Origin of the sequence: Tepidicella xavieri (assembly GCF_004363315.1) — a bacterium.
Lineage (GTDB): Bacteria > Pseudomonadota > Gammaproteobacteria > Burkholderiales > Burkholderiaceae_C > Tepidicella > Tepidicella xavieri.
Map to the genome: position 1 here is coordinate 164,781 of NZ_SNYL01000004.1, position 25,812 is coordinate 190,592.

General features: G+C 65.6%; 19 protein-coding genes. 16 read left to right on the forward strand and 3 right to left on the reverse strand.

The window, feature by feature from the left end; all coding sequences use genetic code 11:
- Nucleotides 1–7: 7 nt before the first annotated feature.
- Nucleotides 8–793, reverse strand: coding sequence for a cobalt-precorrin-6A reductase (locus tag DFR43_RS05080; protein WP_133596355.1), 786 nt, complete (start codon nt 791–793; stop codon nt 8–10).
- Between DFR43_RS05080 and cbiT the strand changes: the two genes are divergently transcribed.
- The 15 genes from cbiT (at nt 792) to DFR43_RS05155 (ending at nt 19,194) form a co-directional block, all read left to right on the forward strand.
- Nucleotides 792–2,012, forward strand: coding sequence for a precorrin-6Y C5,15-methyltransferase (decarboxylating) subunit CbiT (gene cbiT / locus DFR43_RS05085; RefSeq protein ID WP_133596263.1), 1,221 nt, complete (start codon nt 792–794; stop codon nt 2,010–2,012). The genes DFR43_RS05080 and cbiT overlap by 2 nt on opposite strands.
- On the forward strand, nt 2,009–2,782 hold the full coding sequence (gene cobM, locus DFR43_RS05090; RefSeq protein ID WP_133596264.1) for a precorrin-4 C(11)-methyltransferase: 774 nt from the start codon (nt 2,009–2,011) through the stop codon (nt 2,780–2,782). Before cbiT ends, cobM begins: the two co-directional genes overlap by 4 nt.
- The gene (gene cobF, locus DFR43_RS05095; RefSeq protein ID WP_133596265.1) at nt 2,779–3,588 is read left to right on the forward strand and encodes a precorrin-6A synthase (deacetylating); all 810 of its coding nucleotides are present in this window, start codon (nt 2,779–2,781) and stop codon (nt 3,586–3,588) included. The genes cobM and cobF overlap by 4 nt, the downstream gene beginning before the upstream one ends.
- A 28-nt stretch (nt 3,589–3,616) precedes the next feature.
- Nucleotides 3,617–4,186 carry a cob(I)yrinic acid a,c-diamide adenosyltransferase gene (gene cobO, locus DFR43_RS05100; protein WP_133596266.1) on the forward strand — a complete coding sequence of 190 codons (570 nt, stop codon included), beginning with the start codon at nt 3,617–3,619 and terminating at the stop codon, nt 4,184–4,186.
- A 37-nt stretch (nt 4,187–4,223) separates the two neighbouring features.
- Nucleotides 4,224–5,288, forward strand: a complete 1,065-nt coding sequence (gene cobW / locus DFR43_RS05105; RefSeq protein ID WP_133596267.1) for a cobalamin biosynthesis protein CobW — start codon at nt 4,224–4,226, stop codon at nt 5,286–5,288.
- 37 nt (nt 5,289–5,325) lie between these two features.
- Nucleotides 5,326–9,141 carry a cobaltochelatase subunit CobN gene (gene cobN, locus DFR43_RS05110; protein WP_133596268.1) on the forward strand — a complete coding sequence of 1,272 codons (3,816 nt, stop codon included), beginning with the start codon at nt 5,326–5,328 and terminating at the stop codon, nt 9,139–9,141.
- The gene (locus DFR43_RS05115) at nt 9,138–10,244 is read left to right on the forward strand and encodes a magnesium chelatase ATPase subunit I (protein ID WP_133596269.1); all 1,107 of its coding nucleotides are present in this window, start codon (nt 9,138–9,140) and stop codon (nt 10,242–10,244) included. The genes cobN and DFR43_RS05115 overlap by 4 nt, the downstream gene beginning before the upstream one ends.
- 712 nt (nt 10,245–10,956) lie before the next feature.
- The gene (gene cbiB / locus DFR43_RS05120; RefSeq protein ID WP_211338603.1) at nt 10,957–11,943 is read left to right on the forward strand and encodes an adenosylcobinamide-phosphate synthase CbiB; all 987 of its coding nucleotides are present in this window, start codon (nt 10,957–10,959) and stop codon (nt 11,941–11,943) included.
- On the forward strand, nt 11,940–12,947 hold the full coding sequence (locus DFR43_RS05125; RefSeq protein WP_133596271.1) for an aminotransferase class I/II-fold pyridoxal phosphate-dependent enzyme: 1,008 nt from the start codon (nt 11,940–11,942) through the stop codon (nt 12,945–12,947). The genes cbiB and DFR43_RS05125 overlap by 4 nt, the downstream gene beginning before the upstream one ends.
- Nucleotides 12,944–14,428 (forward strand): cobyric acid synthase, encoded by a 1,485-nt coding sequence (locus tag DFR43_RS05130; RefSeq protein WP_133596272.1) that lies wholly within the window; start codon nt 12,944–12,946, stop codon nt 14,426–14,428. Before DFR43_RS05125 ends, DFR43_RS05130 begins: the two co-directional genes overlap by 4 nt.
- An 11-nt stretch (nt 14,429–14,439) precedes the next feature.
- Nucleotides 14,440–15,513, forward strand: coding sequence for a nicotinate-nucleotide--dimethylbenzimidazole phosphoribosyltransferase (gene cobT / locus DFR43_RS05135; RefSeq protein WP_133596273.1), 1,074 nt, complete (start codon nt 14,440–14,442; stop codon nt 15,511–15,513).
- 159 nt (nt 15,514–15,672) lie between these two features.
- Nucleotides 15,673–15,933, forward strand: a complete 261-nt coding sequence (locus tag DFR43_RS05140) for a DUF4212 domain-containing protein (RefSeq protein WP_133596274.1) — start codon at nt 15,673–15,675, stop codon at nt 15,931–15,933.
- A gap of 19 nt (nt 15,934–15,952) precedes the next feature.
- Nucleotides 15,953–17,809, forward strand: coding sequence for a sodium:solute symporter family protein (locus tag DFR43_RS05145; RefSeq protein ID WP_133596275.1), 1,857 nt, complete (start codon nt 15,953–15,955; stop codon nt 17,807–17,809).
- Nucleotides 17,810–17,935: 126 nt separating this feature from the next.
- The gene (locus DFR43_RS05150) at nt 17,936–18,304 is read left to right on the forward strand and encodes a hypothetical protein (protein WP_133596276.1); all 369 of its coding nucleotides are present in this window, start codon (nt 17,936–17,938) and stop codon (nt 18,302–18,304) included.
- Nucleotides 18,301–19,194 (forward strand): lytic transglycosylase domain-containing protein, encoded by an 894-nt coding sequence (locus DFR43_RS05155; RefSeq protein WP_133596277.1) that lies wholly within the window; start codon nt 18,301–18,303, stop codon nt 19,192–19,194. The genes DFR43_RS05150 and DFR43_RS05155 overlap by 4 nt, the downstream gene beginning before the upstream one ends.
- A gap of 12 nt (nt 19,195–19,206) precedes the next feature.
- Here the strand turns inward: DFR43_RS05155 and ppsR are convergent, their stop codons facing one another.
- Nucleotides 19,207–20,016, reverse strand: a complete 810-nt coding sequence (ppsR, locus tag DFR43_RS05160) for a posphoenolpyruvate synthetase regulatory kinase/phosphorylase PpsR (protein ID WP_133596278.1) — start codon at nt 20,014–20,016, stop codon at nt 19,207–19,209.
- 151 nt (nt 20,017–20,167) lie between these two features.
- Between ppsR and ppsA the strand changes: the two genes are divergently transcribed.
- Nucleotides 20,168–22,558 (forward strand): phosphoenolpyruvate synthase, encoded by a 2,391-nt coding sequence (gene ppsA, locus DFR43_RS05165; protein WP_133596279.1) that lies wholly within the window; start codon nt 20,168–20,170, stop codon nt 22,556–22,558.
- A 64-nt stretch (nt 22,559–22,622) separates the two neighbouring features.
- On the opposite strand, the gene DFR43_RS05170 is transcribed toward ppsA, so the two are convergent.
- Nucleotides 22,623–25,808, reverse strand: coding sequence for a type I restriction endonuclease subunit R (locus tag DFR43_RS05170; protein WP_133596280.1), 3,186 nt, complete (start codon nt 25,806–25,808; stop codon nt 22,623–22,625).
- Between the last annotated feature and the right edge of the window lie 4 nt (nt 25,809–25,812).

The following is a 25,812-nucleotide window of genomic DNA, read 5'->3' on the forward strand; positions in this document are numbered from 1 at the left end:
GCGCGGCTCAAACCGGTGGGGTGTCTGCGGGTGGGGCGGCGCTTGGGGTGTCGAGATCCTCGTGCGCGGGCAGCCCGAGCCATTGCAAGGCTTCGGCGACGGTCTCCGCAATGGGCCGCGGCGGCAGCGCGGGGCGCTCGATCAGCAGCACCGGCAGGCCCAGGGCGCGCGCGGCCAGCAGCTTGGCCTGGCCCCCGTGGCCGCCCGAGTTTTTGGCCACCACCCACTCGATGCCATGGGCGCGCAACAACGACAGGTCGCCTTCCACCGTGTAGGGGCCGCGCTGCACCACCACCGCGCCGCGCTGCGGCGGCACCTCAAGCCCCGGCTCGACGACGCGCAGCAGATACCAGTGCGGCGTGCGCTGCAAGAACGGTTGCACGTGCTGGCGCCCGATGGCCAGAAAGACCCGGCTCGGCGTGGTGGGCAGCGCGTGCAAGGCGGCGTCGAGGTCGGGCACGCTGTGCCAGTGGTCGCTGGGGCCGGGACGCCACGGCGGGCGTTGCAACGCCAGCAGCGGCACGCCAGCCTGCGCGCAAGCTTCGACCGCATGGCGGCTCATCTGCGCGGCAAAAGGGTGCGTGGCGTCGATGACGTGCGTGATGCGCTGCTGGCGCAGAAAGTCCGCCAGCCCCTCGGGGCCGCCGAAGCCGCCCACGCGGGTCGGCAGCGGCTGCGCGATCGGCTGCGCCGTGCGTCCGGCATACGAAAAGATCGCTGCCACGCCCGCGCGCGCCAGCGCCTGCGCCAGCTGGGAAGCTTCGGTGGTGCCCCCAAGCAGGAGGACGTGCATGGCGGATGAGGCATGGTTGTCGATCATCGGCATCGGTGAAGACGGCTTGGGCGGTTGCAGCGAGTCTAGCCGCCATTTGCTGGCGCGGGCCCGGCGCGTGTTCGGCGGTCCGCGCCATCTGGCGCTGGCCGGCATCGAACCCGAGCGCGCCGAGCCCTGGCCGGTGCCGTTCGACATCGGCCCGCTGCTGGCTTGGCGTGGGCAGCCGGTGGTGGCGCTGGTCTCGGGTGACCCATTCTGGTTTGGCGCGGGCAGCGTGCTGGCGCGCGCGTTGCCGCGTCAGGAGTGGCAGGCCATTCCCGCGCCCTCGACGTTCACCCTGGCCGCCAGCGCTTTGGGCTGGCCGCTGGAGGAGGTGCGCTGCTTAGGGCTGCACGCGCAGCCGCTGCGCACGCTGTGGCCGCACCTGGGACGGGGGCGGCGCTTGCTGTGCCTGCTGCGCGACGAGGCGGCGTTGCAGGCAGCGGTGGCGCTGCTGCGCGAAGAAGGCTTTGGCGTCAGCACCGCCTGGGCCCTGCAGCGGCTGGGCGGGCCGCAGCAGCGCATCGCGCGTTTTGCGATCCGGGACGGCGCTCCGGCCGGTTTGCAGGCGCCGCTGGCGCTGGCGCTCGATCTGCACGACGGCCCGCAGGGTCTGCCCGCCTGCGCGGGGTTGCCCGATGCGCTGTTCGAACACGACGGCCAGCTCACCAAAGCGCCGATGCGGGCGTTGACGCTGCAGGCGCTGGCACCGCGCCCCGGGCAGCGGCTGTGGGACTTGGGCGCGGGCAGCGGCTCGGTCAGCATCGAGTGGTGCCTGGCTGGCGGTGTGGCCGAGGCGGTGGAGCGCAACGCCGCGCGCGCCGAGCGCGTGCAGCGCAACGCCGAGCGCTTTGGGCTCACCCCGCGCCTGCGCGTCTGGTCAGGCGACGCCTTGGCGACGCTGGCGCAACTGCCCGAGCCGCAGGCGGTCTTCATCGGCGGCGGCATGGATGTGGCGCTGTGGCAGGCGCTGCGTCTGCGGTTGCCGGCGGGCTGCCGGGTCGTCGTCAACGCGGTGACCACCGCCACCCAAGCCTTGTTGGCGCAGCTGCACGAGCGTCACGGCGGCCAGCTGCGGCAGATCGCGCTGGCCGAAGCGCAGCCGCTTGGGCCGCAGCAGGGCTGGGTGCCGTGGCGGCCGCAGTGGCAATGGGTGTGGCAGGCGCCGCCTGTTGAAGTTGAAGGGAATACGGCATGACCGTGCATTTCATCGGCGCCGGGCCCGGCGCCCCCGACCTGCTGACGCTGCGCGCGCGCGACCTGATCGCCCGCTGCCCGGTATGCCTGTATGCGGGCTCGCTGGTGCCGCCCCAGGTGCTGGCGCACTGCCCGCCGCAGGCGCGTCTGATCGACACCGCCCCGCTGTCGCTGGAGCAAATCCTGGAGGAAATCCGCGCCGCCCACGCTCGCGGGCAGGACGTGGCCCGGCTGCACTCGGGCGACCTGTCGGTGTGGTCGGCGCTGGCGGAGCAGCTGCGCGCGCTGAAGGCCGAGGGCATCCCTTACACGATCACGCCCGGCGTGCCCTCGTTTGCTGCCGCGGCAGCGGCCTTGGGCTGCGAGCTGACCTTGCCCGGCGGCAGCCAGACGGTGGTGCTGACCCGCGCCCACGGGCGCGCCACCCCGGTGCCCGAGCGCGAGCGCCTGGAGGTCTTGGCCGCCACCGGGGCCACGCTGGCCATCCACCTGAGCATCCATGTGCTGGAGCAAGTGGTGCAGACGCTGCTGCCGCACTACGGCGCCGACTGCCCTGCGGCGGTGGTCTGGCGCGCCAGTTGGCCCGATGAGCGCACCGTGCGCGCGCCGCTGGGCGAACTGGCGCAGGCCGCGCAAGGCGGGTTGGAGCGCACGGCGCTGATCCTGGTCGGGCGCAACCTGGCCCAAGACGGCTTTGGCCGCAGCCGCCTGTATGCGCCGGATTACGAGCGCCGCTACCGCCGGGCCGTGTCCGGGGAGGGCTCCGCATGAGCGCGCGCTGGCACCTGAGCCTCATCGGCATGGGCATGGGCAGTCCCGCGCACCTGACGCGCCAGGGTGAACAGGCGCTGCGCCGCTTGGAATTGCTGTTGCTGCCGGACAAAGGCGAAGACAAGGCTGAGCTGGCCTCGGCGCGGCTGCGCCTGCTGCAGGCGGTGCGCCCGGATTTCGACACCGACGCGGGCGGCGGCTTGCGCGTGGCGCGCTACGCCGTGCCAGCGCGCAACGGCGCCGATGCCGCCGACACGCCGCGCTACCTCGATGGCGTGCGGCACTGGCACGACGCGCTGGCCCGCGCTTGGGCGCAGGCGCTGCGCGACCAACTGCCGCACGGCGGGCGAGCGGGCGTGCTGATCTGGGGCGATCCGGCGCTGTTCGACAGCTCGATGCGCATCGCCCGGCGCGTGGCACGCGAGCTGCCGCTCGAGCTGGAGGTGGTGCCCGGCATCAGCGCGCTGCAGGCGCTGGCCGCCGCGCACGCCGTGCCGCTCAACGAGCTGGCCAGCCCGGTGCTGATCACCACCGGACGCCGGCTGCGCCAGCAGGGCTGCCCGCCTGACGTGCCGGCGCTGGCCGTCATGTTGGATGGTGGCACGGCGTTTGAGGCGCTGCCCGACCCGCACGCCTGGCACATCTGGTGGGGCGCTTACCTCGGGCTGCCACAGCAGACCTTGGACAGCGGCCCGCTGGTGCAAGCCGGCCCGCGCATCGCGCGCGCCCGCGCGGCCTTGCGGCAGGCGCACGGCTGGATCCTGGACATCTACCTGCTCAAGCGCTGCGGCGCCGACGACTACTGACCCCCTACAACCTTTGGAGTTTCAACCGATGGAACTGCTCGCCCCCCCGCTGCAGCGCGACACCCCCAAGCCGCAAGGCCCGCGCCGCGGCCTCATCATCGTGCACACCGGCCACGGCAAAGGCAAAAGCACCGCGGCCTTCGGCCTGGCGCTGCGCGCGCACGGGCGCGGCAAGGCCGTCAAGATCTTCCAATTCATGAAAGTGCCCAGCGCCCGCTTTGGCGAGCACCGCGTGTTCGAGCAGCTCGGCATGCCGATCGAAGGGCTGGGGGATGGCTTCAGTTGGAAAAGCCGTGACCTGGAGCACTCCGCCGAGCTGGCGCGCCAAGGCTGGGCGCGCGCCGAGGCGGTGATCCGCGCTGGCCAACACTTCATGGTGGTGCTCGACGAAATCATGTACCCGCTGCGCTACGGCTGGATCCCGCTGCAGGCGGTGCTGGACGCGCTGCGCCAGCGCCCGCCCGAGATGACGGTGGTGCTGACCGGCCGCCACGCACCGCAGGAGCTCATCGACCTGGCCGACACCGTCACCGAAATGGTCAAGCACAAGCACCACTTTGACGCCGGCGTGCCGGCGCAGCGCGGCATCGAGGACTGATGCCCTTTGAAGCTTTTCTTTAACGACGTTTCAAGCCATGAACCTCAACAAAATCCCCGCCACCATCGTCACTGGCTTTCTCGGCGCCGGCAAGACCACGCTGCTGCGCCACCTCCTGACCCAGGCGCAAGGGCGTCGCATCGCCGTCATCGTCAACGAGTTCGGCGAGCTGGGCATCGACGGCGAATTGCTCAAAGGCTGCGGCATCGGCTGCGACGAAAGTGGCGCGGAAAACGGCCAGGTCATCGAGCTGGCCAACGGCTGCCTGTGCTGCACGGTGCAAGAAGAGTTTGCCCCGGTGATGGAGCAACTGGCCCAGCGCCGCGGCCAGATCGACCACCTGGTCATCGAGACCTCCGGCCTGGCGCTGCCCAAGCCGCTGGTGCAGGCGTTTCAGTGGCCTACCATCCGGCATGCCTTCACCGTCGATGCGGTCGTCACCGTGGTGGATGCGCCGGCGGTGGCCGAAGGCCGCTTTGCGCATGACCCCCAAGCGGTTGATGCCCAGCGTCGCGCCGACGCCGAGCTCGATCATGAAAGCCCGCTGGCAGAGCTGTTCGAAGACCAGTTGGCAACGGCTGATTTGGTGTTGCTCAACAAAGCGCAGGATCTCTCTTCCCAAGCCTTGGCCCAAGTCGAAGCCATGGTGCGAAGCCAAGCGCCAGCCGGCGTACAGGTGCTGCCTGCCTCTCACGGGCAGGTGGATATTGCGATCCTTCTGGGATTGGGTCGCGCGGTCGAGGACGTGATAGATCAGCGCCGCACCCATCACGACCATGAAGACGATGATCACGATCACGACGCGTTCGATGCCTTGTCGCTGAACTTGCAGGTTTCGGATCGGCAAGCCCTCATCCAAGCGCTGAATCGGCTGGTGCGGCAACACGAGATTTACCGCATCAAGGGGTTCATTGCCCTGCCAGGCGCTGCCATGCGTTTGGTGGTTCAGGGGGTCGGTCAGCGGTTCGACAGCCACTTCGATCGCCCTTGGCGCCCTGATGAGGAGCGACGCAGTCGCTTGGTATTGATCGGACGCCAATTGCGTGCAGACCGTTTGGCGCATGCGCTGCAAGCCGCTGGCATGCCGTGCCAGCCTTTATGAACGCTTTCGTCGCGACTGCGTATTTGGTACAAAGACCATGCATTTGCTGTCCACCCGAGCAGGAGGATATGTCGATGACGCCGGACAAGGCGTGGTTCGACTGCCACAGACCGCCGGCGACATCGTGGTTCTCAGCGCTGCCGACACGACACTGTCCTTACTGGCCGAGGCGGCTCAGGCTTTGCCCGTGGACCATCCGACCGTGCGTTTGGCCAATCTCATGTGGCTGCGCCAACCTGCCTCAGTGGATATGTACGTGGAAGACGTGCTCGCTCACGCCAGGGTGGTGGTGATCGATCATTTGGGGGCGCCTGCCGATTGGGCCTATGTCGTCGAGCAAGCTTCGGCGCTGGCGCGACGCCGGGGGCAGTGGCTGGCTTTGTTTTCCGGCGACGACCAAGAAGATCCGCAACTGCTGCTGCGTGGCACCGCGCCCGCAGAGGACGCTCGCTTTCTGTGGCGGTGTTTGCGGCAAGGAGGCAGATCCAATGCGCAGCGGTTTTTCCAATTGCTCAGGCACCGGGTCTGGGGAGATGTGCTGCCTCCCGGTCCGCCCCAGGAATTGCCAGCCGTCTTTGCCTACCAGCCGCAGCAGCCATGCGTGATGCGCCCTGAAGCCCCGGTGGTTTTGGTGCTGTTCTACCGGGCTCATGCCCAAGCCGGCAACACCGCGCCCTTCGATGCGCTCATGCATGCACTGAGCGAGCAAGGTCTCAATCCCGTGGCCATGGCATTGGACAGTTTGAAGTCCCCGTCCACCATGGATGCCGTGCGCACTACCATTGCGCAGCAAGGCGTGGATCTGGTGCTCAACGCCACCAGCTTTGCCGTGGGAGCCGCCCAGAATGATGCCGCAAGCGAAGCCGCCTGGCTGGGGGATGTGGTGGTTTTGCAACTCATCACGGCGGGGGTCGATCGCCAACGCTGGCAAGCCGATCCCCACGGTCTGCCGCCTCGGGATTTGGCCATGCAGGTGGTGCTGCCTGAGATCGATGGCCGTATTGCCACCCGCGCCATCAGCTTCAAAGGCTTGGGATGGCGTTGCGAGCGCGCCCAGATCGACGTGGTACGTTATTTGCCCGATCCTGAACGCATCGCTTTCGTGGCCGAATTGGCGCGGCGCTGGTGCGCCTTGCGGCGTACGCCGGCTTCGCAGCAACGACTGGCTTTAGTGCTTGCCAATTACCCGCAGCACGACGGACGGCTGGCCAATGGCGTGGGGCTGGATACGCCAGCGTCTGTGGTGCGCATTTTGCAGGCCCTGCAGGCCCATGGTTACGGCGTGCAAGATGCGCCGCCCGATGCGCAATCGCTGATGGAGCGGCTGCAGCAATGTGTCACCAACGATGTATCGGCCAACGACTGGCGCCCTGCGGGGCAGAGCTTGTCGCTACAAGAATACCGATTGGCCTTTGCCCAGCTGCCTGATTCGCTACAGCAAGCCATGCTGCGGCAATGGGGCCCTCCAGAGCAAGATCCAATGGTGCGGCAGGGACGCATCATGATCCCGGGCCTGCGCTTGGGACGGGTGTTCGTGGGCATCCAGCCGGCCCGGGGCTGGCAGATAGATCTGGCGCGCAGCTATCACGATGCCGACCTGGTCCCGCCTCATGCCTATGTGGCCTTTTACGTCTGGGTCAGGCGTGTTTGGGCGGCAGATGCCATCGTTCATGTGGGCAAGCATGGCAACCTGGAATGGTTGCCAGGAAAGAGCGTGGCCCTAGGCCCTGAGTGCTGGCCGGATGCGGTATTCGGCCCTTGGCCCCATCTCTATCCATTCATCGTCAATGATCCTGGCGAGGGGTGTCAAGCCAAGCGGCGCGCCCAAGCCGTCATCATCGATCATCTCATGCCGCCTTTGACCCGGGCCGAGACCTATGGGGCTTTGCAGCACTTGGAGCGGCAGATGGACGAGTATGCCGAGGCCTTGCTGATCGACCCGACTCGCGCCAAGCGCCTACGCAGCCAGATGGTCCAGCAGGTGCTGACGCAGGGCTTGCACGTCGAACTGGGGTTGACGGCCATCCATGATGAGTCCATGCGAGAACAACTGCTGCAGCGGCTCGATACCTACCTTTGCGAGCTCAAGGAGGCCCAAATTCGAGGGGGCTTGCACGTCTTTGGCATGAGTCCGCAAGGGCAGCAGCGCATTGACACCTTGTTGGCGCTGGCCCGTTTCCCGCGCGGGTCGGAGCCTCGGCAGGATAGCCTCTTGCGTGCTTTGGCCCAAGATTTGGGATTGCAAGGCTTTGACCCGCTGGATGCCGACTGGGGACAAGCCTGGAGCGGCCCCAGGCCAGACGTTTTGCTAGCCATGGATTCCCGGCCGTGGCGGCATGCCGGACATACCCGAGAACGTTTGGAACGTTTGGCTCAAACCATGTTGGCCAGCGCCCAAGTGCCCGATGCGCAATCGTGGCCACGCAGCCGTCTAGTGATCCAGGACATCTTGGAAAACGTCGCCCCCAAACTGGACGCTTCGGGCCCCAACGAAATGATGCAATTGCTGCGAGGCTTGCAAGGACGTTTCGTTCCTCCAGGGCCTAGCGGGGCGCCATCGCGGGGGCGCGTCGATGTGCTTCCCACAGGGCGAAACTTCTACGCCGTCGATACCCGAGCCGTTCCTACCCCAACGGCCTACGCAACCGGGGCACTGGCGGCGCAGCGCCTCATCGAGCGCCACGTGCAGGATCACGGGCAGTGGCCGACGGCCGTTGGGCTGTCGGTTTGGGGCACCAGCACGATGCGAAGCGGTGGAGAAGACATTGCCCAAGCCCTGGCGCTGCTGGGCGTTCGTCCGCGATGGGCCGAGGGCAGCGGACGGGTGATTGATGTAGAGATCATCCCGGCGGCCTTGCTGGGCCGTCCCCGCGTCGATGTCATGCTGCGTATCTCGGGCTTTTTCCGCGATGCTTTTCCTAACCTGATCGATCTGTTCGATACCGCGGTCAAAGCCGTGGCGCAACTGCCTGCCGATGACGAGTCCGATGAAATGAATCCGATCCGCGTCAGGGTGAGGCAAGACCAGACGCAGGCACAAGAGCGCGGAATGCCGCCCCAGCTTGCGTTGCGCCAAGCGACCTGGCGTGTTTTTGGGCCTCGCCCACAAGGGTACGGCACAGGGCTGCAACAACTGCTGGAAGATGACCGTTGGCAAGGCTTGAGCGAAATTGCCCAAGCTTATTTGCGGGCTGGGGCCTATGCGTATGGGCAAGACGAGCATGGGGCTTTGGCCCGTGCGCCGTTCGAAGCCCAGGTGGCTCGGCTCGATGCCGTGGTGCATAACCAGGACAATCGTGAGCACGACATTCTCGACTCCGACGACTATTACCAGTTTCAGGGGGGCTTGGCCGCGGCCGTCGAGCATTTGCGCGGCACGGCCGCCGCGTTGTATCACGGGGATCTCAGTCAGCCTGGAGCGCCTCGCATCCGCAGCTTGGCGCAAGAGCTCTCGCGCGTGGTCCGCTCGCGTGCCGTCAATCCCAAATGGCTCAGCGCCATGCGCCGCCACGGCTACAAAGGCGCAGCCGAAATGGCCGCGACAGTCGATTTTTTGTTCGCGTTCGATGCCACCACAGGCCAAGTGGCGGACCACCACTACGCCTTGGTGACCGACGCTTATCTCAAAGATCCCATCAATCGAGAGTTCCTGCTGCATCACAATCCCCAGGCTTTGCGCCAGATCGGGCAGCGGCTGCTCCAGGCGGCCGAGCGAGGCCTGTGGGCCGATGCGGACGCGCACATTCCATCCATTCGGCAAGCTTTGCTGGAGGCCGAGATGCGCCTGGAAGGTTCAAGCCTCGATGACGAAACCCCTTTCGAAAACGCACAGCGACCGGGACCGAACCCATGACCTCATTCCATGACTCGAACAATGTGCCCGAGATTGGGCCTGTGGCGCAATTTCCTTTCACGGCATTGGCAGGGCAGCCCCGGCTCCAGCAAGCCCTTCTGTTGGCTGCGGTGGATCCCGGCATCGGCGGCGTGCTCATCCGTGGCCCCAGGGGCACGGCCAAGTCCACGGCGGCCAAAGCATTGGCGGCCCTGTTGCCTACCGCACCGTTCGTGACCTTGCCCCTGACAGCCACCGTGGAGCAACTCGTGGGCACCCTCGATTTGCAGGATGCTTTGCGCCATGGACAGGTTCGCTTGGCGCCGGGCCTGTTGGCCCGCGCCCATCGGGGCGTGCTCTATGTGGACGAAGTCAACTTGCTGCCCGACCCACTGGTCGATGCGTTGCTCGATGTTGCGGCCAGCGGCGTCAATACCGTCGAGCGCGATGGCATTTCCCGCAGCCATGCGGCCCGCTTTGTCCTGATCGGCACGATGAATCCAGAAGAGGGTGAACTTCGTCCCCAACTGTTGGACCGCTTTGGCTTGGCGGTCGATCTGGACAACCCCACCGATCCGGCGGTGCGGCAGGCCATCGTTCGCACTCGACTGGCTTTCGATGAAGACCCCCAAACCCTGTGGCGTGAACAGGCCAGCGCACAGGAAGCGCTGGCACAACAAATCACCCAAGCACGTGGAGCCTTGGCGCATATCCGCTGGAGCGAGGCGGCGATTGCGCATGCCACCGAATTGGCCTTGTCTGCGAACATCGATGGCGTGCGTGGCGATTTGGTGCTGCTCAAGGCTGCGCGTGCCCAAGCGGCCATGCAGGCCAGTGCCCAGGTGGCCCCGGAGCATATCGAGGCCGTGGCCGAATTGGCATTGGCGCATCGCAGGCAGGCCGGTTCGCGGCGCATGCAGACCACAGCGTCCACAGCCAAAGGCTCTGCCTCAGCCGATACGCCGCAAGCCAGCCATCCGCATGGCGATAGGCCGACAGGAAGAGGCTCTGAGCGGGCCTCTGCGTCAACCGACATGCACAGCGACTGGGGGGCTTTGCCTGCCCAGCCGGTGGAGATGCCGCGCTGGCCGGACGGGGAGGGACCGAGCCTAAAAAAAGCCTGAGCCACCCCGGTTTGCCGGTCCAGCGACAGCCGGGCGGACCTGGCGGCCGACGGTGGCAAGCTTTCGATGCGCACGTGCCAATGATTGCCCAGCAGCCCTATTCGATGGCTGGCGTGCGCAGCGGTATGACGGCCCGTCGCTTGGATTGGCCCGCCACGTTGGCGCGCAAGGGTTCTGAGCCGCTCATGGCGCACCATCTGGTCTGGCGTCACGTGCCTGCCAGGCAGCGGCACTTGCACGTATTGCTGCTCGATGCCTCGGGTTCGATGCGTCGTGCCGGACGCTTGGGTTGGGCCAAGGCTTGGGTGGCCAGATGGATGGACAGCGCTGTGCGCTGGCAGTGTGAGGTGGCCATTTTGACCATTGGCGGACAAGGGACTCAATGGCTTTGGCGGCCTCGAGCAGCGCGCCGTGCCGGGATAGAGCGCTTGCGCCTTTTGGGCGGGGGAGGGGGCACCCCTTTGGCGGCAGGCTTGGCCGAGGTGGATCGCCTGTTGTCGGTGCATCGACACATACCAGTGTCTTTGTGGTTGCTGACCGATGGCCGCACCACCCAAGAGCCCAGTCCGCCTCAGGGCTTGGCACGCTTTGTTTTGGTGGATTTCGACGATCCTGTGCGGCCATTGGGGAATTGCCAAATGTGGGCTCGGCATTGGGAAGTGGAATACCTCCGGCCTCAGTTGCCCGCATCGCCGATATGGCAGGAGAATCGATGAACCAGATGCAGTGGCTATGGACATATCCAGGGCTTGGGGCATTATGTGCCGCCATCGCCGTCGCGCTGCTGATTGACTGGGTGCTGGGTGAGCCCCCCGCGCGCTGGCATCCCGTCGTTGCGATGGGGCGCTATTTGTCGTGGGCGGGGCGCTGGGTGGCGCCTTCTGGCGCGGACACGCAGCGGCGCGGGCGTGACTTTGCCGCCGGCATGGTCGCATGGTTGATCGGTGCCTTGGCCGTGTGCGCCTTGGCTGCCTGGATGCAATCGTTGGCCGCCCGTTTGCCCGATGTGTTGGCCTGGTGTGTGCTGGGTCTTTTCCTCAAGCCGCTGCTGGCTTGGCGGATGCTGCGGGATGAGGTGCTGGCCGTGGAGCAGGCGTTGGCCAGCAGTTTGTCGGCAGGGCGTGAGCGTGTGGGGCATCTCGTCAGCCGAGATGTACAGACCCTGGATGCCTCTGAAGTTCGTCAGTCGGCCCTTTCCAGTCTGGCGGAAAATCTCAACGATTCTGTCGTGGCTCCTTTGTTTTGGTTTTTGATCGGGGGGCTGCCGGCTGCTGCGCTGTACCGATGGGCCAATACCGCAGACGCCATGTGGGGCTATCCAGGGCAGTGGCGAGGCCAATATTGGGCATGGGCGGGCAAGTGGGCGGCGCGAGCCGACGATGTCCTTTCTTGGCTGCCTGCACGCCTGACGGCCATCTTGCTGCTGATCCTGCGCCCATGCGGGCGCTTGTCCGAGCTGTGGCGAACGGCCCGATCTACACCTTCGCCCAATGGGGGGTGGCCGATGGGTGCATTGGCTTTGGCCCTGGGGCTGCGCTTGGAAAAGCCCGGTGTTTATCGGCTCAACCCTGATGGGCGGCCGCCCCAAGCCTGTGACACGGCTGCTGCGCTTCGTTTATGCCAAAGAGTGGTGTGGGGCCTGGCAGCTGCCGCTATCCTGGTGACCGTGCTGCTAAGCGGATTCGAGGGGCGTGTATGAGTCGAGAGCACGGGGGCGCCGATGCACAGGGGTTGGCCCGCTACGATTTTTCCAGCAACGCCAATGCCTGTGGGCCGTGCCCCGAGGCCTGGCAAGCCGTGCGGCAAGCCGACGCGGCCCACTATCCAGATCCCGCGTACACGCAGCTTCGTCAGATCCTTGCTCGCTGGCATCAGGTCGAAGTCTGGCGCATCGTTTTGGCAGGCAGCGCCAGTGAGTTCATCCGTCGCATGACTTGGGCCTGCCATTTGCATGGTGCCCGGCAATATTGGGTGCCCAGACACGCGTATGGCGACTATGCCCAGGCGGCTCAAGCATGCGGTATGCGGCGCGTCGCCGACTCGCGGGCTGCCGATCTTCTCTGGCTGTGCGACCCCAGCAGTCCGTTGGGCGTGTCTCAGGAACCGGTTCCATGGCCAGCCGATTTGCTGCGGCTCGATGCCGCTGTGGTGTTGGATTTGGCCTATGCCCCCCTGCGATTGGATGGGCAGCCTTTCATGTTTGAACCGGCTTTGTCAGCGGCTTGGCGGCTGTATTCACCGAATAAAGCCTTGGGGTTGACGGGCGTCCGAGGCGCCTATGCCATTGCCCCACAGCATGCCCAAGCTCAAGCGGCCGTGTTGGAGGCCTTGTCGGCCTCCTGGCCCTTGGGGGCGCATGCGCATGCCATGCTGTTGGCTTGGGCGCAGCCTGCCGTGCAGCAGTGGGTTCGCGACAGTTTGCAGACTTTGCGCATTTGGAAGCACTCGCTGACAGAGGCATTGCAAGCCATGGGCTGGAACTGCCTGCCCAGCCTCACCCATTATTTTTGCGCTCTGCCGCCATGCCGTCTGTCAGCCCGTGGCTTGCGCCGCCATGGCATCAAGCTGCGTGATGCGCAATCCTTTGGACTGCCTGGGCATTGGCGTTTGAGCGCGCAGCCACCGCATTCACAAGCGGCGCTTTTGCATGCCTTGCGCCATCACCATGATGTGTACGATGTCGAGCAAGGAGGAGAGGCATGACCGCCACCTGCATCATGGTGCTGGGCACCACCAGCGGCGCGGGCAAAAGCTGGCTGGCCACCGCCCTGTGCCGCCACTTCGCGCGCCAGGGCCTCAAAGTCGCCCCGTTCAAGGCGCAGAACATGAGCAACAACGCCCGCGTCGTGGCCGGCCCCGAAGGTCGTTGGGGCGAAATTGGCAGCGCCCAATACTTCCAAGCCCTCGCGGCCGGCGTGCGGCCCGATGTGCGCATGAACCCCGTCCTCCTCAAGCCCGAGGCCGATACCCGCAGCCAGGTCGTCTTGCTGGGGCAGGCCGATCGTGAGCTCAGCGCCATGCCGTGGCGCGGGCGCAGTGAGCGGGTCTGGCCCCACATCCACCAAGCGCTCGACGAATTGCGGGCCGCCCACGACCTCATCGTGATCGAAGGGGCTGGCTCCCCGGCCGAGATCAACCTGCACGCCAGCGATGTCGTCAACATGCGGGTGGCGCGGCATGCGGGCGCGCGCTGCCTGCTGGTCACCGACATCGACCGCGGCGGCGCCTTTGCCCATCTCTACGGCACCTGGGCTTTGCTGCCGCCCGAGGAGCAGCGCCTCATCCGAGGGTTCGTGCTCAACAAATTCCGTGGCGATGCCGCCCTGCTGGCGCCCGGCCCCGAACGGCTGGCCGAGCTCACGGGCGTGCCCACCGTGGCCACCTTGCCCATGCTGTGGCGGCACGGTCTGCCCGAGGAAGACGGTGTGTTCGACGACCGCCCCTTGGGGGCCGGGGCCATTCACACCACCGTGGCCGTGATTGCCTATCCGCGCATCAGCAACCTGGACGAGTTCCGGCCCCTGAAAAACGTGCCTGGCCTGCGGCTGGTGTGGGCCCGATCCCCCGCCCAGTTGGTCGATGCCGACTGGGTCATTCTGCCTGGCAGCAAGCACACCAGCGCCGATTTGGCCTGGCTGCGCGAGCAGGGTCTGGACCGGGCCGTGGAGCGGCACGCGGCGGCGGGTCGGTTGGTGCTGGGGATTTGCGGTGGCCTGCAGATGTTGGGCGAAGCCCTGGTGGACCCGCACGGCATCGACGGCAATGCCCCCGGGTTGGGGCTGCTGCCGCTGGTCACCCGGTTCGAGGCCAGCAAGACGGTCACGCCTTCCCGGGCCGCATTCGCCGCCGACCTGCCTGGCCCCGGGCAGCCTTTGGCTGGCGTGGTCGTTCAAGGTTACGAGATCCATCATGGCCAGACCGTGCCACACCCTGCCATGGTAGCGGCCGGCCAGCAGGCGCCCGTGGCGCTGACGCACATCGCCACGGGCGAGCCCCTGGGTTGGCGCAACGCTGGCGGCAACGTGTTGGGCCTGTACCTGCATGGTCTGTTTGAAGACGCGGCGGCTGTGCAGGCCCTCTTTGGCCAGGCCGCGCCCACCCTGGAACACGTCTTCGACCGGCTGGCCGATCACGTCCACGCCTGTTTTTCCCCTGGCTGGCTCGACGCGCTGGCCCAACCCTGAAAGGACGCCCCATGCCTTCTCTGCGCCATGCCCCAGTGGCCGACATCACCGACGCCGCGCTGGCCCAGCGCGTGCAGCACCAACTGGATCACAAAACCAAGCCTCTGGGCTCACTCGGCCAGATCGAAGCCCTCGCCCTGCGCCTGGCCTGCATCCTGGGCACCGAAACCCCGCGCTTGCAGCAGCCCCAGATGCTCGTCTGCGCGGCCGATCATGGCTTGGCGGCTCGCGGGGTGTCGGCCTACCCGAGCGACGTGACGTGGCAGATGGTCGAGAACTTCCTGGCCGGCGGGGCGGCCGTCAGCGTGCTGGCCCGCCAGCATGGCTTGGCCCTGACGGTGGTGGATTGCGGCGTGGCGCACGACTTCACGCCCCGGCCCGGCCTGCTGATTCGCAAGATCGCGCACGGCACGGCCGATGCCACCACGGCCCCGGCGATGACGCTGGCGCAATGTCAACAGGCGCTGGACAACGGGGCCGAGATCGTGCGCCAACTGCCGGGCAATGTGCTGCTGCTTGGGGAAATGGGCATCGGCAATACCTCGGCCGCTTCCTTGCTGCTGTCGCGCCTGTGCGTACTGGACATTGCCGACTGCACCGGCGCTGGCACTGGGCTGGATGCGCCTGGCGTGCAGCGCAAGATCGACGTGTTGCGCCAGGTGCTGCAGCGCCATGCTGGCGCCACCGATCCCGCGGATGCGCTGGCCGCCTTGGGGGGGTTCGAGATCGCGACCCTCACCGGCGCCGTGCTCGAAGCCGCTGCCCAGCGCCGCGTGGTGGTGGTCGATGGCTTCATCACCTCGGCCGCGGTCCTCGTGGCGGCGCGTCTGCAGCCAGCGGTGCTGCAGCGCTGCGTGTTTGCCCATCGCTCCGGCGAGCGCGGCCATGCCCTCATGCTGGCGGCCCTCCAGGCCACGCCGCTGCTGGATTTGGGTTTGCGGCTGGGAGAGGGCAGTGGCGCCGCGCTGGTCTGGCCGCTGCTGGAATCGGCCACGCGCATTCTGGCGGAGATGGCGAGCTTCGAATCCGCTGGCGTCAGCCGCGCCGAAACCCCCGAGGCCGGGTGCGTGGTCAAAAGCGCCTAAGGACTTTCCCTAGTTCGGGTGGCCAACCCGGAAAGCTTAAGTTCGCTGTAAGCATCGGGCTCGACAGTCATCTCCGCAATATCGCGAATTCCCTTTTGCGGTGTTCGAGCGCGGTGGTTCGCCACCGTTTCAAGCCATCACTCCGAGGAGATGACGTTTATGTCAAACGAAGAGAATGCCAAGGCCTACTGGTCGGCGACGCTGCGTCTGCTGACCGGAATCCTGATCGTATGGGCGCTGGTGTCCTACGGGGCTGCGATCATATTCGCCCCAGTGCTCAACAACTTCAGCCTCGGCGGCTACCCGCTGGGCTTCTGGTTCGGGCAGCAAGGCTCGATCTACATCTTCATCGCGCTGATCTTCTTCTACGCCAAGAAGATGGGCGACATCGACCGCAAGTTCGGCGTTCACGAAGAATGATCCACGGAGTCTATCGAACATGGAACTTCAAACAGTGATCTATCTCGTGGTGGGCGCCAGCTTTGCGCTCTACCTCGGCATTGCCTTCTGGTCGCGCGCGGCCAGTACCTCCGAGTTCTACGTCGCCGGCAGCGGCGTGCACCCGGTGACCAACGGCATGGCGACGGCCGCGGACTGGATGTCGGCGGCTTCCTTCATCTCCATGGCGGGTCTGCTGTCCACCATGGGGCATGGCGGCGCCGTGTTCCTGATGGGCTGGACGGGCGGCTACGTGTTGCTGGCCATGCTGCTGGCGCCGTATCTGCGCAAGTTCGGCAAGTTCACGGTGCCCGAGTTCATCGGTGACCGCTACTACTCCCAGGCGGCGCGCACGGTGGCCGTGATCTGTCTGCTGATCATCTGCGTGGTGTACATCGTGGGTCAGATGACCGGCGTGGGCGTGACCTTTGCCCGCTTCCTGAACGTGTCGGCCGACACCGGTATCTACATCGGTATGGCCATCGTGTTCGCCTATGCGGTGTTTGGCGGCATGAAGGGCATCACCTACACCCAGGTGGCCCAGTACATCGTGCTCATCATTGCCTACACCATTCCGGCGGTGTTCATTTCCTTCAACCTCACCGGCAACCCCTTCCCGATGCTGGGCATGGGCTCCAATCTGGCCGGCACCGACGTGGCCCTGCTGGCCAAGCTCGATCAGGTCGTGACCGATCTGGGCTTCCCGCAGTTCACCACCCAGACCGCCGGCTCCACGCTGAACATGGTGTTCTTCACCATTTCGCTGATGATCGGTACTGCCGGTCTGCCGCACGTGATCATCCGCTTCTTCACCGTGCCCAAGGTGGCCGATGCGCGCTACTCCGCCGGCTGGACGCTGGTGTTCATCGCCATTCTGTACACCGTGGCGCCGGCCGTCGGCAGCATGGCCCGCCTGAACCTGATCGGCACCTTCAACACCAACGTCGGCATCACCCAGAACGCCGACGGCCAGTTGACCATCAACCCCGATGTCATCAAGGCCAACCCCGACCTGTTCGCCCCCGAGGCTTCCATCCTCTACGAAGACCGGCCTGACTGGGTCAAGCGCTGGGAGCGCACCGGTCTGCTGAAGTGGGAAGACAAGAACGGCGATGGCCGCATCCAGTTCTACAACAGCGCCACCAAGAACGAGGCCGTGCTGGCCAAGGCCGAAGCCGCTGGCTGGAAAGGCAACGAGCTGACGGTCAACAACGACATCATCGTGCTGGCCAACCCTGAAATCGCGCAACTGCCCAACTGGGTGATCGCCCTGGTGGCCGCCGGTGCCGTGGCCGCCGCGCTGTCCACCGCAGCCGGTCTGCTGCTGGCGATTTCCTCGGCCATCTCGCACGACCTGGTCAAGCGCGTGTTCAAGCCCGATCTGAGCGAGAAGGGCGAACTCATCGCCGGCCGTCTGTCGATGATCGCCGCCATCATCCTGGCCGGCTACCTCGGCCTGAACCCGCCCGGCTTCGCGGCGGCGACGGTGGCGCTGGCCTTCGGTCTGGCCGCCTCGTCCCTGTTCCCGGCCATCATGATGGGCATCTTCAGCAAGACCATCACCGACAAGGCCGCCATCGCGGGGATGATCGCCGGCATGTTCGTCACGTGCTTCTACGTGTTCGCACACCACGGCATCTTCTTCATCCAGGGCACATCCTACGTGCAACTCATCGGTGGCCCGAACAGCTTCTTCGGCCTGACGCCGGCTGCCTTCGGTACCGTGGGCGCCATCGTGAACTTCGTCGTGGCCTTCCTGGTCACCAAGGTCACGGGCGGCCGCGTGCCCACCCATGTGCAAGAGATGGTGGAGTCGGTCCGTATCCCGCGTGGCGCTGGCGCCGCCGTGGGTCACTGATCTCCCTGCCTAGGCTCACCGGTTGAACCCGGTGAGCAGGCGATTGCGGCCCCGATGGAGGTTCCCATCGGGGCTTTTTGTTGAGACAATCCTCCTCAACCCCATCCGTCAACCGGATTCACTGGCATGGGTATTTACATCTTCAACTGGTTTTTTTTGCTGGCCTTGATTCCCGTGGCTTTTTTCTGGCTGCGGCGGGCTTGGCGCATCTTTTTCAAACGGGATTTTTCCGAGGTGGCCCTGAAGAAGGGGCTGCCGCCGCCCAATGCCGAGCAATACGCGCCCTATGAAATGGTCATCAATTTCGTCGGAGGGGTCGTGCTGGTGGGCGTGCTGGTGGCCGTGCTCGGCTTTCAGGCGCTGGACCGGGACGACTGGATGGCCATTGCTGGCGTGACGCTGTGGATGAAAATCTTCGCGTCGTTTGCCCTCAGCCGTCATGCCCACGGCATCCATTTCGGCAACAAGAAGAAGGGTGGTGAGAACAGGGCATGAACATGTCCCGCGCCTGGGTGACGGCCGCCGCCGGTTGGGGGCTGTGCTGTGCCTTGAGCGCCAACCCCTTGCCGGTGGATGAACCGCCTGAGTGGACGGATGAGCCCCCACGCCTGTCGCGCTGGATCGAGGAAGGGTACGATGCGCAGCGTCGGACCGATCTGCTGACCGCCGCGGCCCGGTATTGCGCAGCGGCCCGTTACGGCAGCCTGGAAGCTCAATACCGGCTGGGCCGTTTGTTTCTGGAACGCATGGATGAGCAAGGCCGCCAGGAAGGCCGCACCTTGCTCGCGTTGGCCGCCCAGCGGGGCCACGAACGCGCCGCTGCCCTGGTGGCGCAGGCAGGCGTTGCCGATGCGCTGCCCGACTGTCTGCTCACTGGCGCGGCGCCGGTTTTCGAACTCCCGCGCCCGTCTCAGCCACAGGTCGAGCCTGCCGTGCCGCCCGAGGTGGTCGAGCGATACATCTTAGCATTGCCACGCGAGAAGCAGCGCCATGCCCAGCTCATTCGGCACTGGGCACCGAGGTTCGAGGTGGACTACCGCTTGGCGCTGGCGATTGCCCGCGCCGAATCCAACTTCGATCCGCGAGCCGTTTCCCCCAAGAATGCGCAAGGCTTGATGCAACTGGTTCCAGACACGGCGGCGCGCTTTGGCGTGCGCAACGCGTTCGATCCGGAACAAAATGTCCGAGGTGGCTTGGCCTACCTGCGTTGGTTGTTGGAGCGGTTCAACGGGGATGTGGCTCTGGCAGCGGCTGCTTACAATGCCGGCGAAGGGGCCGTGGACCGCTACGGTGGGGTGCCGCCCTACCAGGAAACGCGCCAGTACGTGCAGCGCATTCTGCACTTTTACCGCTCTCCCGTACACGCCCGCCCGCAGCCGATGTGAGGCCGTTGCCCTTTACTGCAGGTTCAAATCCTGCCGGATGATGGTGGCGATTTCCTCGATCGACTTGGTGGTGGTAGACAGCGTGCGGATGCCAGCACGGCGCATCATGGCTTCGGCTTCGGCCACCTCGTAGCGGCAGTTTTCCAGGCTGGCGTAGCGCGAGTTGGGGCGTCGCTCGTTGCGGATTTCGCTCAGGCGCGCGGGGTCGATGGTCAGGCCAAAGAGTTTTTTCTTGAACGGCACCAGCGCGGGCGGCAGGGTTCGCCGCTCGAAATCTTCCGGGATGAGCGGATAGTTCGACGCCTTCAAGCCGAACTGCATGGCCAGATAAAGCGAAGTGGGCGTTTTGCCGCTGCGGCTCACACCCACCAGAATCACGTCAGACTTTTCCAGGTCCTCGTTGGTCTGGCCGTCGTCGTGGTCGAGGGTGAAGTTGATGGCTTCGATGCGGTCGTGGTATTCCTGGCTCTTGGAGACGTCGGAAAACCTGCCCACCCGGTGATTGGATTTCATGCCCAGCTCCTCCTCCAGCGGCGAGATGAAGGTGCCAAACATGTCGATGAGCATGCCTTTGCACTCCGCCCGCAACACGGCCAGCACCTCCATGTTCACCACGGTGGTGAACACCAGGGGGCGCTTGCCATCCACCTCGGCGGCATGGTTGATCTGCCGCACCGCTTGCCAGGCTTTGTCGGGGCTGTCGATGAAGGGCATGCGCACCCGCTTGGGGTCGATCTCGAACTGCGCCAGAATGGCCTTGGCAAAGGTCTCGGCGGTGATGCCGGTGCCGTCGGAAATGAAAAAGGCGGTGCGGTGGGGCATGGGCGATAGCGGCGCGATCAGGGCCAAGGACCTACAATGACGCCCAATTATCCAGATTTGCCGCCTGGCTTCCGGCACCTTCCACAACAGAACAACGATCGAGGTGACGGCGCGGGGCGACTTGCAGGTTTTTCAACTTTGGAGTCCAACCATGTCTCAACGCTTCAGCCCGACCGCGCTGGTCGTGCCCTTCGAGCAACTTCGCATGAGCGACGTCGAAGCCGTCGGCGGCAAGAATGCCAGCCTCGGCGAGATGATCTCTCAACTGCCCCAAGGGGTGCGCGTGCCCACGGGGTTTGCCACCACGGCCTATGCGTTTCGCCAGTTCCTCAAAGCCGGTGGGCTGGATGAGCGCATCCACGCCAAGCTCGAGGCGCTAGACACCGAGGACGTGCGTGCCTTGGCGGAATGCGGTGCCGAAATCCGCGCCATGGTGCAGGCGCAGCCCTTTCCGCCCGAGCTGGAGCAGGCCATTCGCGAAGCCTATGAGCGGCTCAACGCCGGCAGCACCACCGCCACTTACGCCGTGCGCTCCTCCGCCACGGCCGAAGATTTGCCCGACGCTTCCTTCGCCGGGCAGCAGGAAACCTTCCTGAACGTGCACGGCATCGACGAAGTGCTGCACAAGATCAAGGAGGTTTTTGCCAGCCTCTACAACGACCGCGCCATCAGCTACCGCGTGCACAAGGGCTTCACCCACGCCGAGGTGGCCTTGTCGGCGGGGGTGCAGCGCATGGTGCGCTCTGACCTGGGCGCCGCCGGCGTCATGTTCACCATCGACACCGAAAGCGGCTTCGAGGACGTGGTCTTCATCACCGCCAGCTACGGCCTGGGCGAAACCGTGGTGCAGGGCGCCGTCAACCCAGACGAGTTTTACGTCCACAAGCCCATGCTCAAGGCCGGCAAGCAAGCCGTCATCCGGCGCAATCTGGGCAGCAAGCTCATCCAGATGGTGTTTGCCTCCCCCGAAGAAAAAGCCGCCAGCGGCAAGCTCGTCAAGACGGTGGATGTGCCGGTGGAGCAGCGCAACCGCTACAGCCTGACCGACGCCGAAGTGCTGCAACTGGCGCACTACGCCCTCGTCATCGAGCAGCACTACGGCCGCCCGATGGACATCGAATGGGGCAAGGACGGCAACGACGGTCAGCTCTACATCCTGCAGGCCCGCCCCGAGACGGTCAAAAGCCAGGCTGCCGGCCAGGTGGAGATGCGCTACAAGCTCAAGGGCAAGGGCGCGGTGCTGGCCTCGGGCCGCGCCATCGGCCAGAAAATCGGCACGGGCCCGGTGCGGCTGGTCCACAACATCAGCGAGATGGACAAGGTCCAGCCCGGCGACGTGCTCGTCACCGACATGACCGACCCCAACTGGGAACCGGTGATGAAGCGGGCCAGCGCCATCGTCACCAACCGCGGGGGGCGCACCTGCCACGCCGCCATCATCGCGCGTGAGCTGGGCATCCCTGCCGTGGTGGGGTGTGGCAACGCCACCGACACGCTCAAAGACGGCACGCTGGTGACCGTGAGCTGCGCCGAGGGTGATACCGGCCACATCTACGACGGCCTGCTGGAAACCGAAGTGACCGAAGTCAAGCGCGGCGAGATGCCGCCGCTGGACGTCAAGATCATGATGAACGTGGGCAATCCGCAGCTGGCCTTCGACTTCGCCCAGATTCCCAACGGCGGCGTCGGACTGGCGCGGCTGGAATTCATCATCAACAACAACATCGGCGTCCACCCCAAGGCCATTCTGGACTACCCCCAGGTCGATGCCGACCTGAAGAAGGCCGTCGAATCCGTGGCCCGTGGCCACGCCAGCCCGCGCGCTTTCTATGTGGACAAGGTGGCCGAAGGCGTGGCCACCATCGCGGCGGCCTTCTGGCCCAAGCCGGTCATCGTGCGCCTCTCGGACTTCAAGAGCAACGAATACCGCAAGCTGGTCGGCGGCAGCCGCTATGAGCCGGACGAGGAAAACCCCATGCTCGGCTTCCGTGGCGCGGCGCGCTATATCAGCGACGAGTTCGGCGAAGCCTTTGCCATGGAGTGCGAGGCCTTGAAGCGCGTGCGCGAGGACATGGGCCTGACCAACGTGCAGGTGATGGTGCCCTTCGTGCGCACGCTCAAGCAGGCCGAGCGCGTGGTGGACCTGCTGGCCAAGTTTGGTCTGAAGCGTGGCGAAAACGATCTCAAGCTCATCATGATGTGCGAGATCCCCAGCAACGCCATCCTGGCCGAGCAGTACCTGCAGTATTTCGACGGCTTCTCCATCGGCTCCAACGACCTGACCCAGCTCACCCTGGGCCTGGACCGCGACTCCGGCCTGGAACTGCTGGCCCACGACTTCGACGAGCGCGACCCTGCCGTCACGGCGCTCATCAGCCAAGCCATCAAGGCCTGCCGGGCGCAGGGCAAGTACATCGGCATTTGCGGCCAGGGCCCCAGCGACCACCCCGACTTCGCCCAGTGGCTCAAGAACGAGGGCATCAGCTCCATCTCGCTGAACCCCGACACGGTGATTGACACCTGGCAGAAGCTGGCGGGTTGATTGTTGCTTCTCCTCCCCAGGTTCTCTATGGGGCTTGGGGAGGAGCCTGCCTCAAGGGCATGGGTTAGGCACTCCAGAGCGCTGTCAACGCCTCGGCCTGTTGCAACACGGTTTGTACGGCAGCGTCCTGCAGGTCGGGCGGATAACCGTACTTGCGCAGGATGCGCTTGACCAGCACCCGCATCCGGGCGCGGGCCGATTCACGGTGTGCCCAGTCCACGGTCACATTCTCGCGCAGGCTCATCAGCAGTTCGTGGGCGATGACGCGCAGCTTTTCATCGCCCATCACCTGCACCGCACTTTCGTTCTCGGCGAGCGCATCGTAGAAGGCAATTTCCTCGTCGGTGAGTCCGGCTTCTTCGCCCCGCTGGCGGGCGGCTCGGATGTCGCGGGCCAACTGGATCAGCTCCTGCAGCACCTCGGCGGTGGTGATGGCGTTGGCGTGGTAGCGCGCCACGGCAGCTTCCAGCCGTTCGGAAAACGCCCGCGTCTCGACGATGTTGGCCTTGGCTCGCGAGCGAATCCCGTTGCCCAAGAGCTTTTTCAAGGCTTCCAGCGCCAGGTTCTTCTTCTCCATCTGCTGCACTTCGGCGAGGAACTCGTCGGAGAGGATGGAGATGTCCGGGCTCTGGATACCTGCCGCCTTGAGAATGTCCACGATCTCGGTGGAGACCACCGCGCGGCTGACGATCTGCTGGATCGCCAGCTCGCGCTCCTGCCGGGGTGGGCCCGAGCCGGTGCTGCTCTTGATGAGTGCGGCCCGGATGGCCTGGAAGAAGCCGACTTCCTCACGCACGGCGCGTGCCTCGTCGGATGCCGAGGCCAGCGCGAACGCCTTGGACAAGGCCAGCACTGCATCGAGAAAGCGCCGCTGCGCGGCCTTCTTGCCCTCCGCGGTAGACGCCTGCGCCGCCCATTGCTGCTGCCGATCCAGAATCCACTCGATGGCGCCGGCCATCATCGAGAGCCGCTCCTGGGGCGAGCCATGGAGCGCGCCGCGGTAATCGAAGCCGTGGAACATGTCGCGCACGATCTCGAGTTTTTCCAGCATCACCGCGATGGCCTCGGCCTCATCGATGCCGGTCTGCTCGCGGTCGCGCGGCGAGTACTGGGCGAGTGCGTTTTTCAGGTTCTGCGCGATGCCGATGTAGTCCACGATCAGCCCCGCCGGCTTGTCGCGGAACACCCGGTTCACCCGCGCAATCGTCTGCATCAACCCGTGGCCGCGCATGGGCTTGTCCACGTACATCGTGTGCATGCACGGCGCATCAAACCCCGTGAGCCACATGTCGCGCACGATCACGAGCTTCAAGGGATCATTCGGGTCGCGGGCGCGTTTGGCGAGCAGGTCGCGCCGCGCCTTGTTGCCGATGTGCGGCTGCCACTCGGGTGGGTCGGAAGCGGCGCCGGTCATCACGATCTTGATGGCGCCAGCATTGTCATCCGCGCTGTGCCAATCGGGGCGAAGCCGGACGATTTCGTCGTAGAGCGCCACACAGATGCGCCGGCTCATGCAGACGATCATCGCCTTGCCCGAGAGCGCCTGCACGCGCGCCTCGAAGTGCTGCACGATGTCCTCTGCCACCTGCCTGAGGCGCTTGTCGCTGCCCACCAGCGCCTCCACCGTCGCCCATTTTTGCTTTACGCGCTCGCGGGCGGGCTCCTCCTCGTCTTCCAGCATCGCCTCGATCTCAGCGTCGATCTTCGGCTTTTCGTTTTCATCCAGTTCGATGCGCGCAAGCCGGGATTCGTAGTAGATCGGCACCGTCGCGCCGTCCTCCACCGCGCGGCTGATGTCGTAGATGTCGATGTAGTGGCCGAACACCGCCGGGGTGTTGACGTCATCGGCCTCGATCGGCGTGCCGGTAAAGCCGATGAACGAGGCGTTCGGCAACGCATCGCGCAGGTACTTGGCAAAGCCGTAGGAAATCTCGCCGGTCTTGGCATCCACCTTGGCCTTGAAGCCGTACTGGCTGCGGTGCGCCTCGTCGGCGATGACCACCACGTTGCGTCGGGTCGTGAGTGGCTCTGCACTCTCGCCGAACTTCTGCAAGGTCGTGAAGATCACCCCGCCCGATGCCCGGTTGAGCAGCGCCTGCAAATGCTCGCGGCTTTCCGCCTGCACCGGCGTCTGGCGGATCAGGTCTTGGCACATCGAGAAGGTGGCAAAGAGCTGATCGTCCAGGTCGTTGCGGTCGGTCAGCACGACCAGCGTCGGGTTGGCCATCGCAGGATGCTTGACCAGCAGGCCAGCGTAGAAGGCCATCAACAGGCTCTTGCCCGAACCCTGCGTGTGCCAGATCACGCCGGCGCGCCGGTCGCCCGCGCGCTGGCTTTTCACGCTGGGCAGGCCATAGGCCGCGGGCTCCTCTCCCGCTTCCGGATGCGGGCTTGCCGCGCGGATCGTCGAGGTGACCGCGTGCCGCACGGCGTGGAACTGGTGGTAACCGGCGATGATCTTGACGAGCCCCGAGCCGGTCTCGCCAAACACTGTGAAGTGCGCGAGCAGAGCCAGCAGCCGCCGCTGCTCGAACACGCCCTCGATCAGGGTCGGGAGCTCGGGCGCGCCTTTCGGCGCTACCTGCGTACCATCGGTGGTGCGCCAGGGCATGAAGCGCTCCAGGTCGGCCGAGAGCGACCCCACCCGGGCGGCGATGCCATCGGAAGTCACCAGCAGCGCATTGGCGCGAAAAAGCTGGGTGATCTCCCGCTTGTAGGTCTGCAACTGGTTGAACGCGCCCAAGAGATGCGCCCCCGCGCTGCCCGGCGCTTTCAGCTCGATCACCGCCAGCGGCAAGCCATTGACGAACACCACCACGTCGGGCCGGCGCTTGTTCTGGCCGTTGATCACCACGAACTGGCCCACCGCCAGCCAGTCGTTCTGCGCAGGGTCCTCGAAATCGATCAGCCGCACCTTGCCTGCGGTGAGCGTGCCATCGGCGGCGAAATACTCGACATCCACGCCTTCCGTCAGCAGCTTGTGCAGCCGCCGGTTTTCTTCGAGCAAGACGGGCAGTTCCGACTGCGTCACCTTGCGGATGGCATCCTGGCGGGCCTCCGCGGGCAGAGTGGGGTTGATGCGTGCCACGGCGTCCTCAAGCCGCTTTTTCAGCACCACCTCATCGTGGCTCTCGCGCTCGGGCCGGTGGCCGTCGGGGCCGATGTCCTCCTCGCGCTCCACAGCATAGCCCAGTGCTTGCAACTGGGCGAGCAGCGCCGCCTCGACATCAGATTCAGGCAGAAAAGCCATCGAG

Coding starts and splice junctions, on each gene's coding strand:
- cbiT (WP_133596263.1), top strand. CDS start 792: ATGGCGGATGAGGCATGGTTGTCGATCATCGGCATCGGTGAAGACGGC.
- DFR43_RS05080 (WP_133596355.1), bottom strand. CDS start 793: ATGCACGTCCTCCTGCTTGGGGGCACCACCGAAGCTTCCCAGCTGGCG.
- cobM (WP_133596264.1), top strand. CDS start 2,009: ATGACCGTGCATTTCATCGGCGCCGGGCCCGGCGCCCCCGACCTGCTG.
- cobF (WP_133596265.1), top strand. CDS start 2,779: ATGAGCGCGCGCTGGCACCTGAGCCTCATCGGCATGGGCATGGGCAGT.
- cobO (WP_133596266.1), top strand. CDS start 3,617: ATGGAACTGCTCGCCCCCCCGCTGCAGCGCGACACCCCCAAGCCGCAA.
- cobW (WP_133596267.1), top strand. CDS start 4,224: ATGAACCTCAACAAAATCCCCGCCACCATCGTCACTGGCTTTCTCGGC.
- cobN (WP_133596268.1), top strand. CDS start 5,326: ATGCATTTGCTGTCCACCCGAGCAGGAGGATATGTCGATGACGCCGGA.
- DFR43_RS05115 (WP_133596269.1), top strand. CDS start 9,138: ATGACCTCATTCCATGACTCGAACAATGTGCCCGAGATTGGGCCTGTG.
- cbiB (WP_211338603.1), top strand. CDS start 10,957: ATGAACCAGATGCAGTGGCTATGGACATATCCAGGGCTTGGGGCATTA.
- DFR43_RS05125 (WP_133596271.1), top strand. CDS start 11,940: ATGAGTCGAGAGCACGGGGGCGCCGATGCACAGGGGTTGGCCCGCTAC.
- DFR43_RS05130 (WP_133596272.1), top strand. CDS start 12,944: ATGACCGCCACCTGCATCATGGTGCTGGGCACCACCAGCGGCGCGGGC.
- cobT (WP_133596273.1), top strand. CDS start 14,440: ATGCCTTCTCTGCGCCATGCCCCAGTGGCCGACATCACCGACGCCGCG.
- DFR43_RS05140 (WP_133596274.1), top strand. CDS start 15,673: ATGTCAAACGAAGAGAATGCCAAGGCCTACTGGTCGGCGACGCTGCGT.
- DFR43_RS05145 (WP_133596275.1), top strand. CDS start 15,953: ATGGAACTTCAAACAGTGATCTATCTCGTGGTGGGCGCCAGCTTTGCG.
- DFR43_RS05150 (WP_133596276.1), top strand. CDS start 17,936: ATGGGTATTTACATCTTCAACTGGTTTTTTTTGCTGGCCTTGATTCCC.
- DFR43_RS05155 (WP_133596277.1), top strand. CDS start 18,301: ATGAACATGTCCCGCGCCTGGGTGACGGCCGCCGCCGGTTGGGGGCTG.
- ppsR (WP_133596278.1), bottom strand. CDS start 20,016: ATGCCCCACCGCACCGCCTTTTTCATTTCCGACGGCACCGGCATCACC.
- ppsA (WP_133596279.1), top strand. CDS start 20,168: ATGTCTCAACGCTTCAGCCCGACCGCGCTGGTCGTGCCCTTCGAGCAA.
- DFR43_RS05170 (WP_133596280.1), bottom strand. CDS start 25,808: ATGGCTTTTCTGCCTGAATCTGATGTCGAGGCGGCGCTGCTCGCCCAG.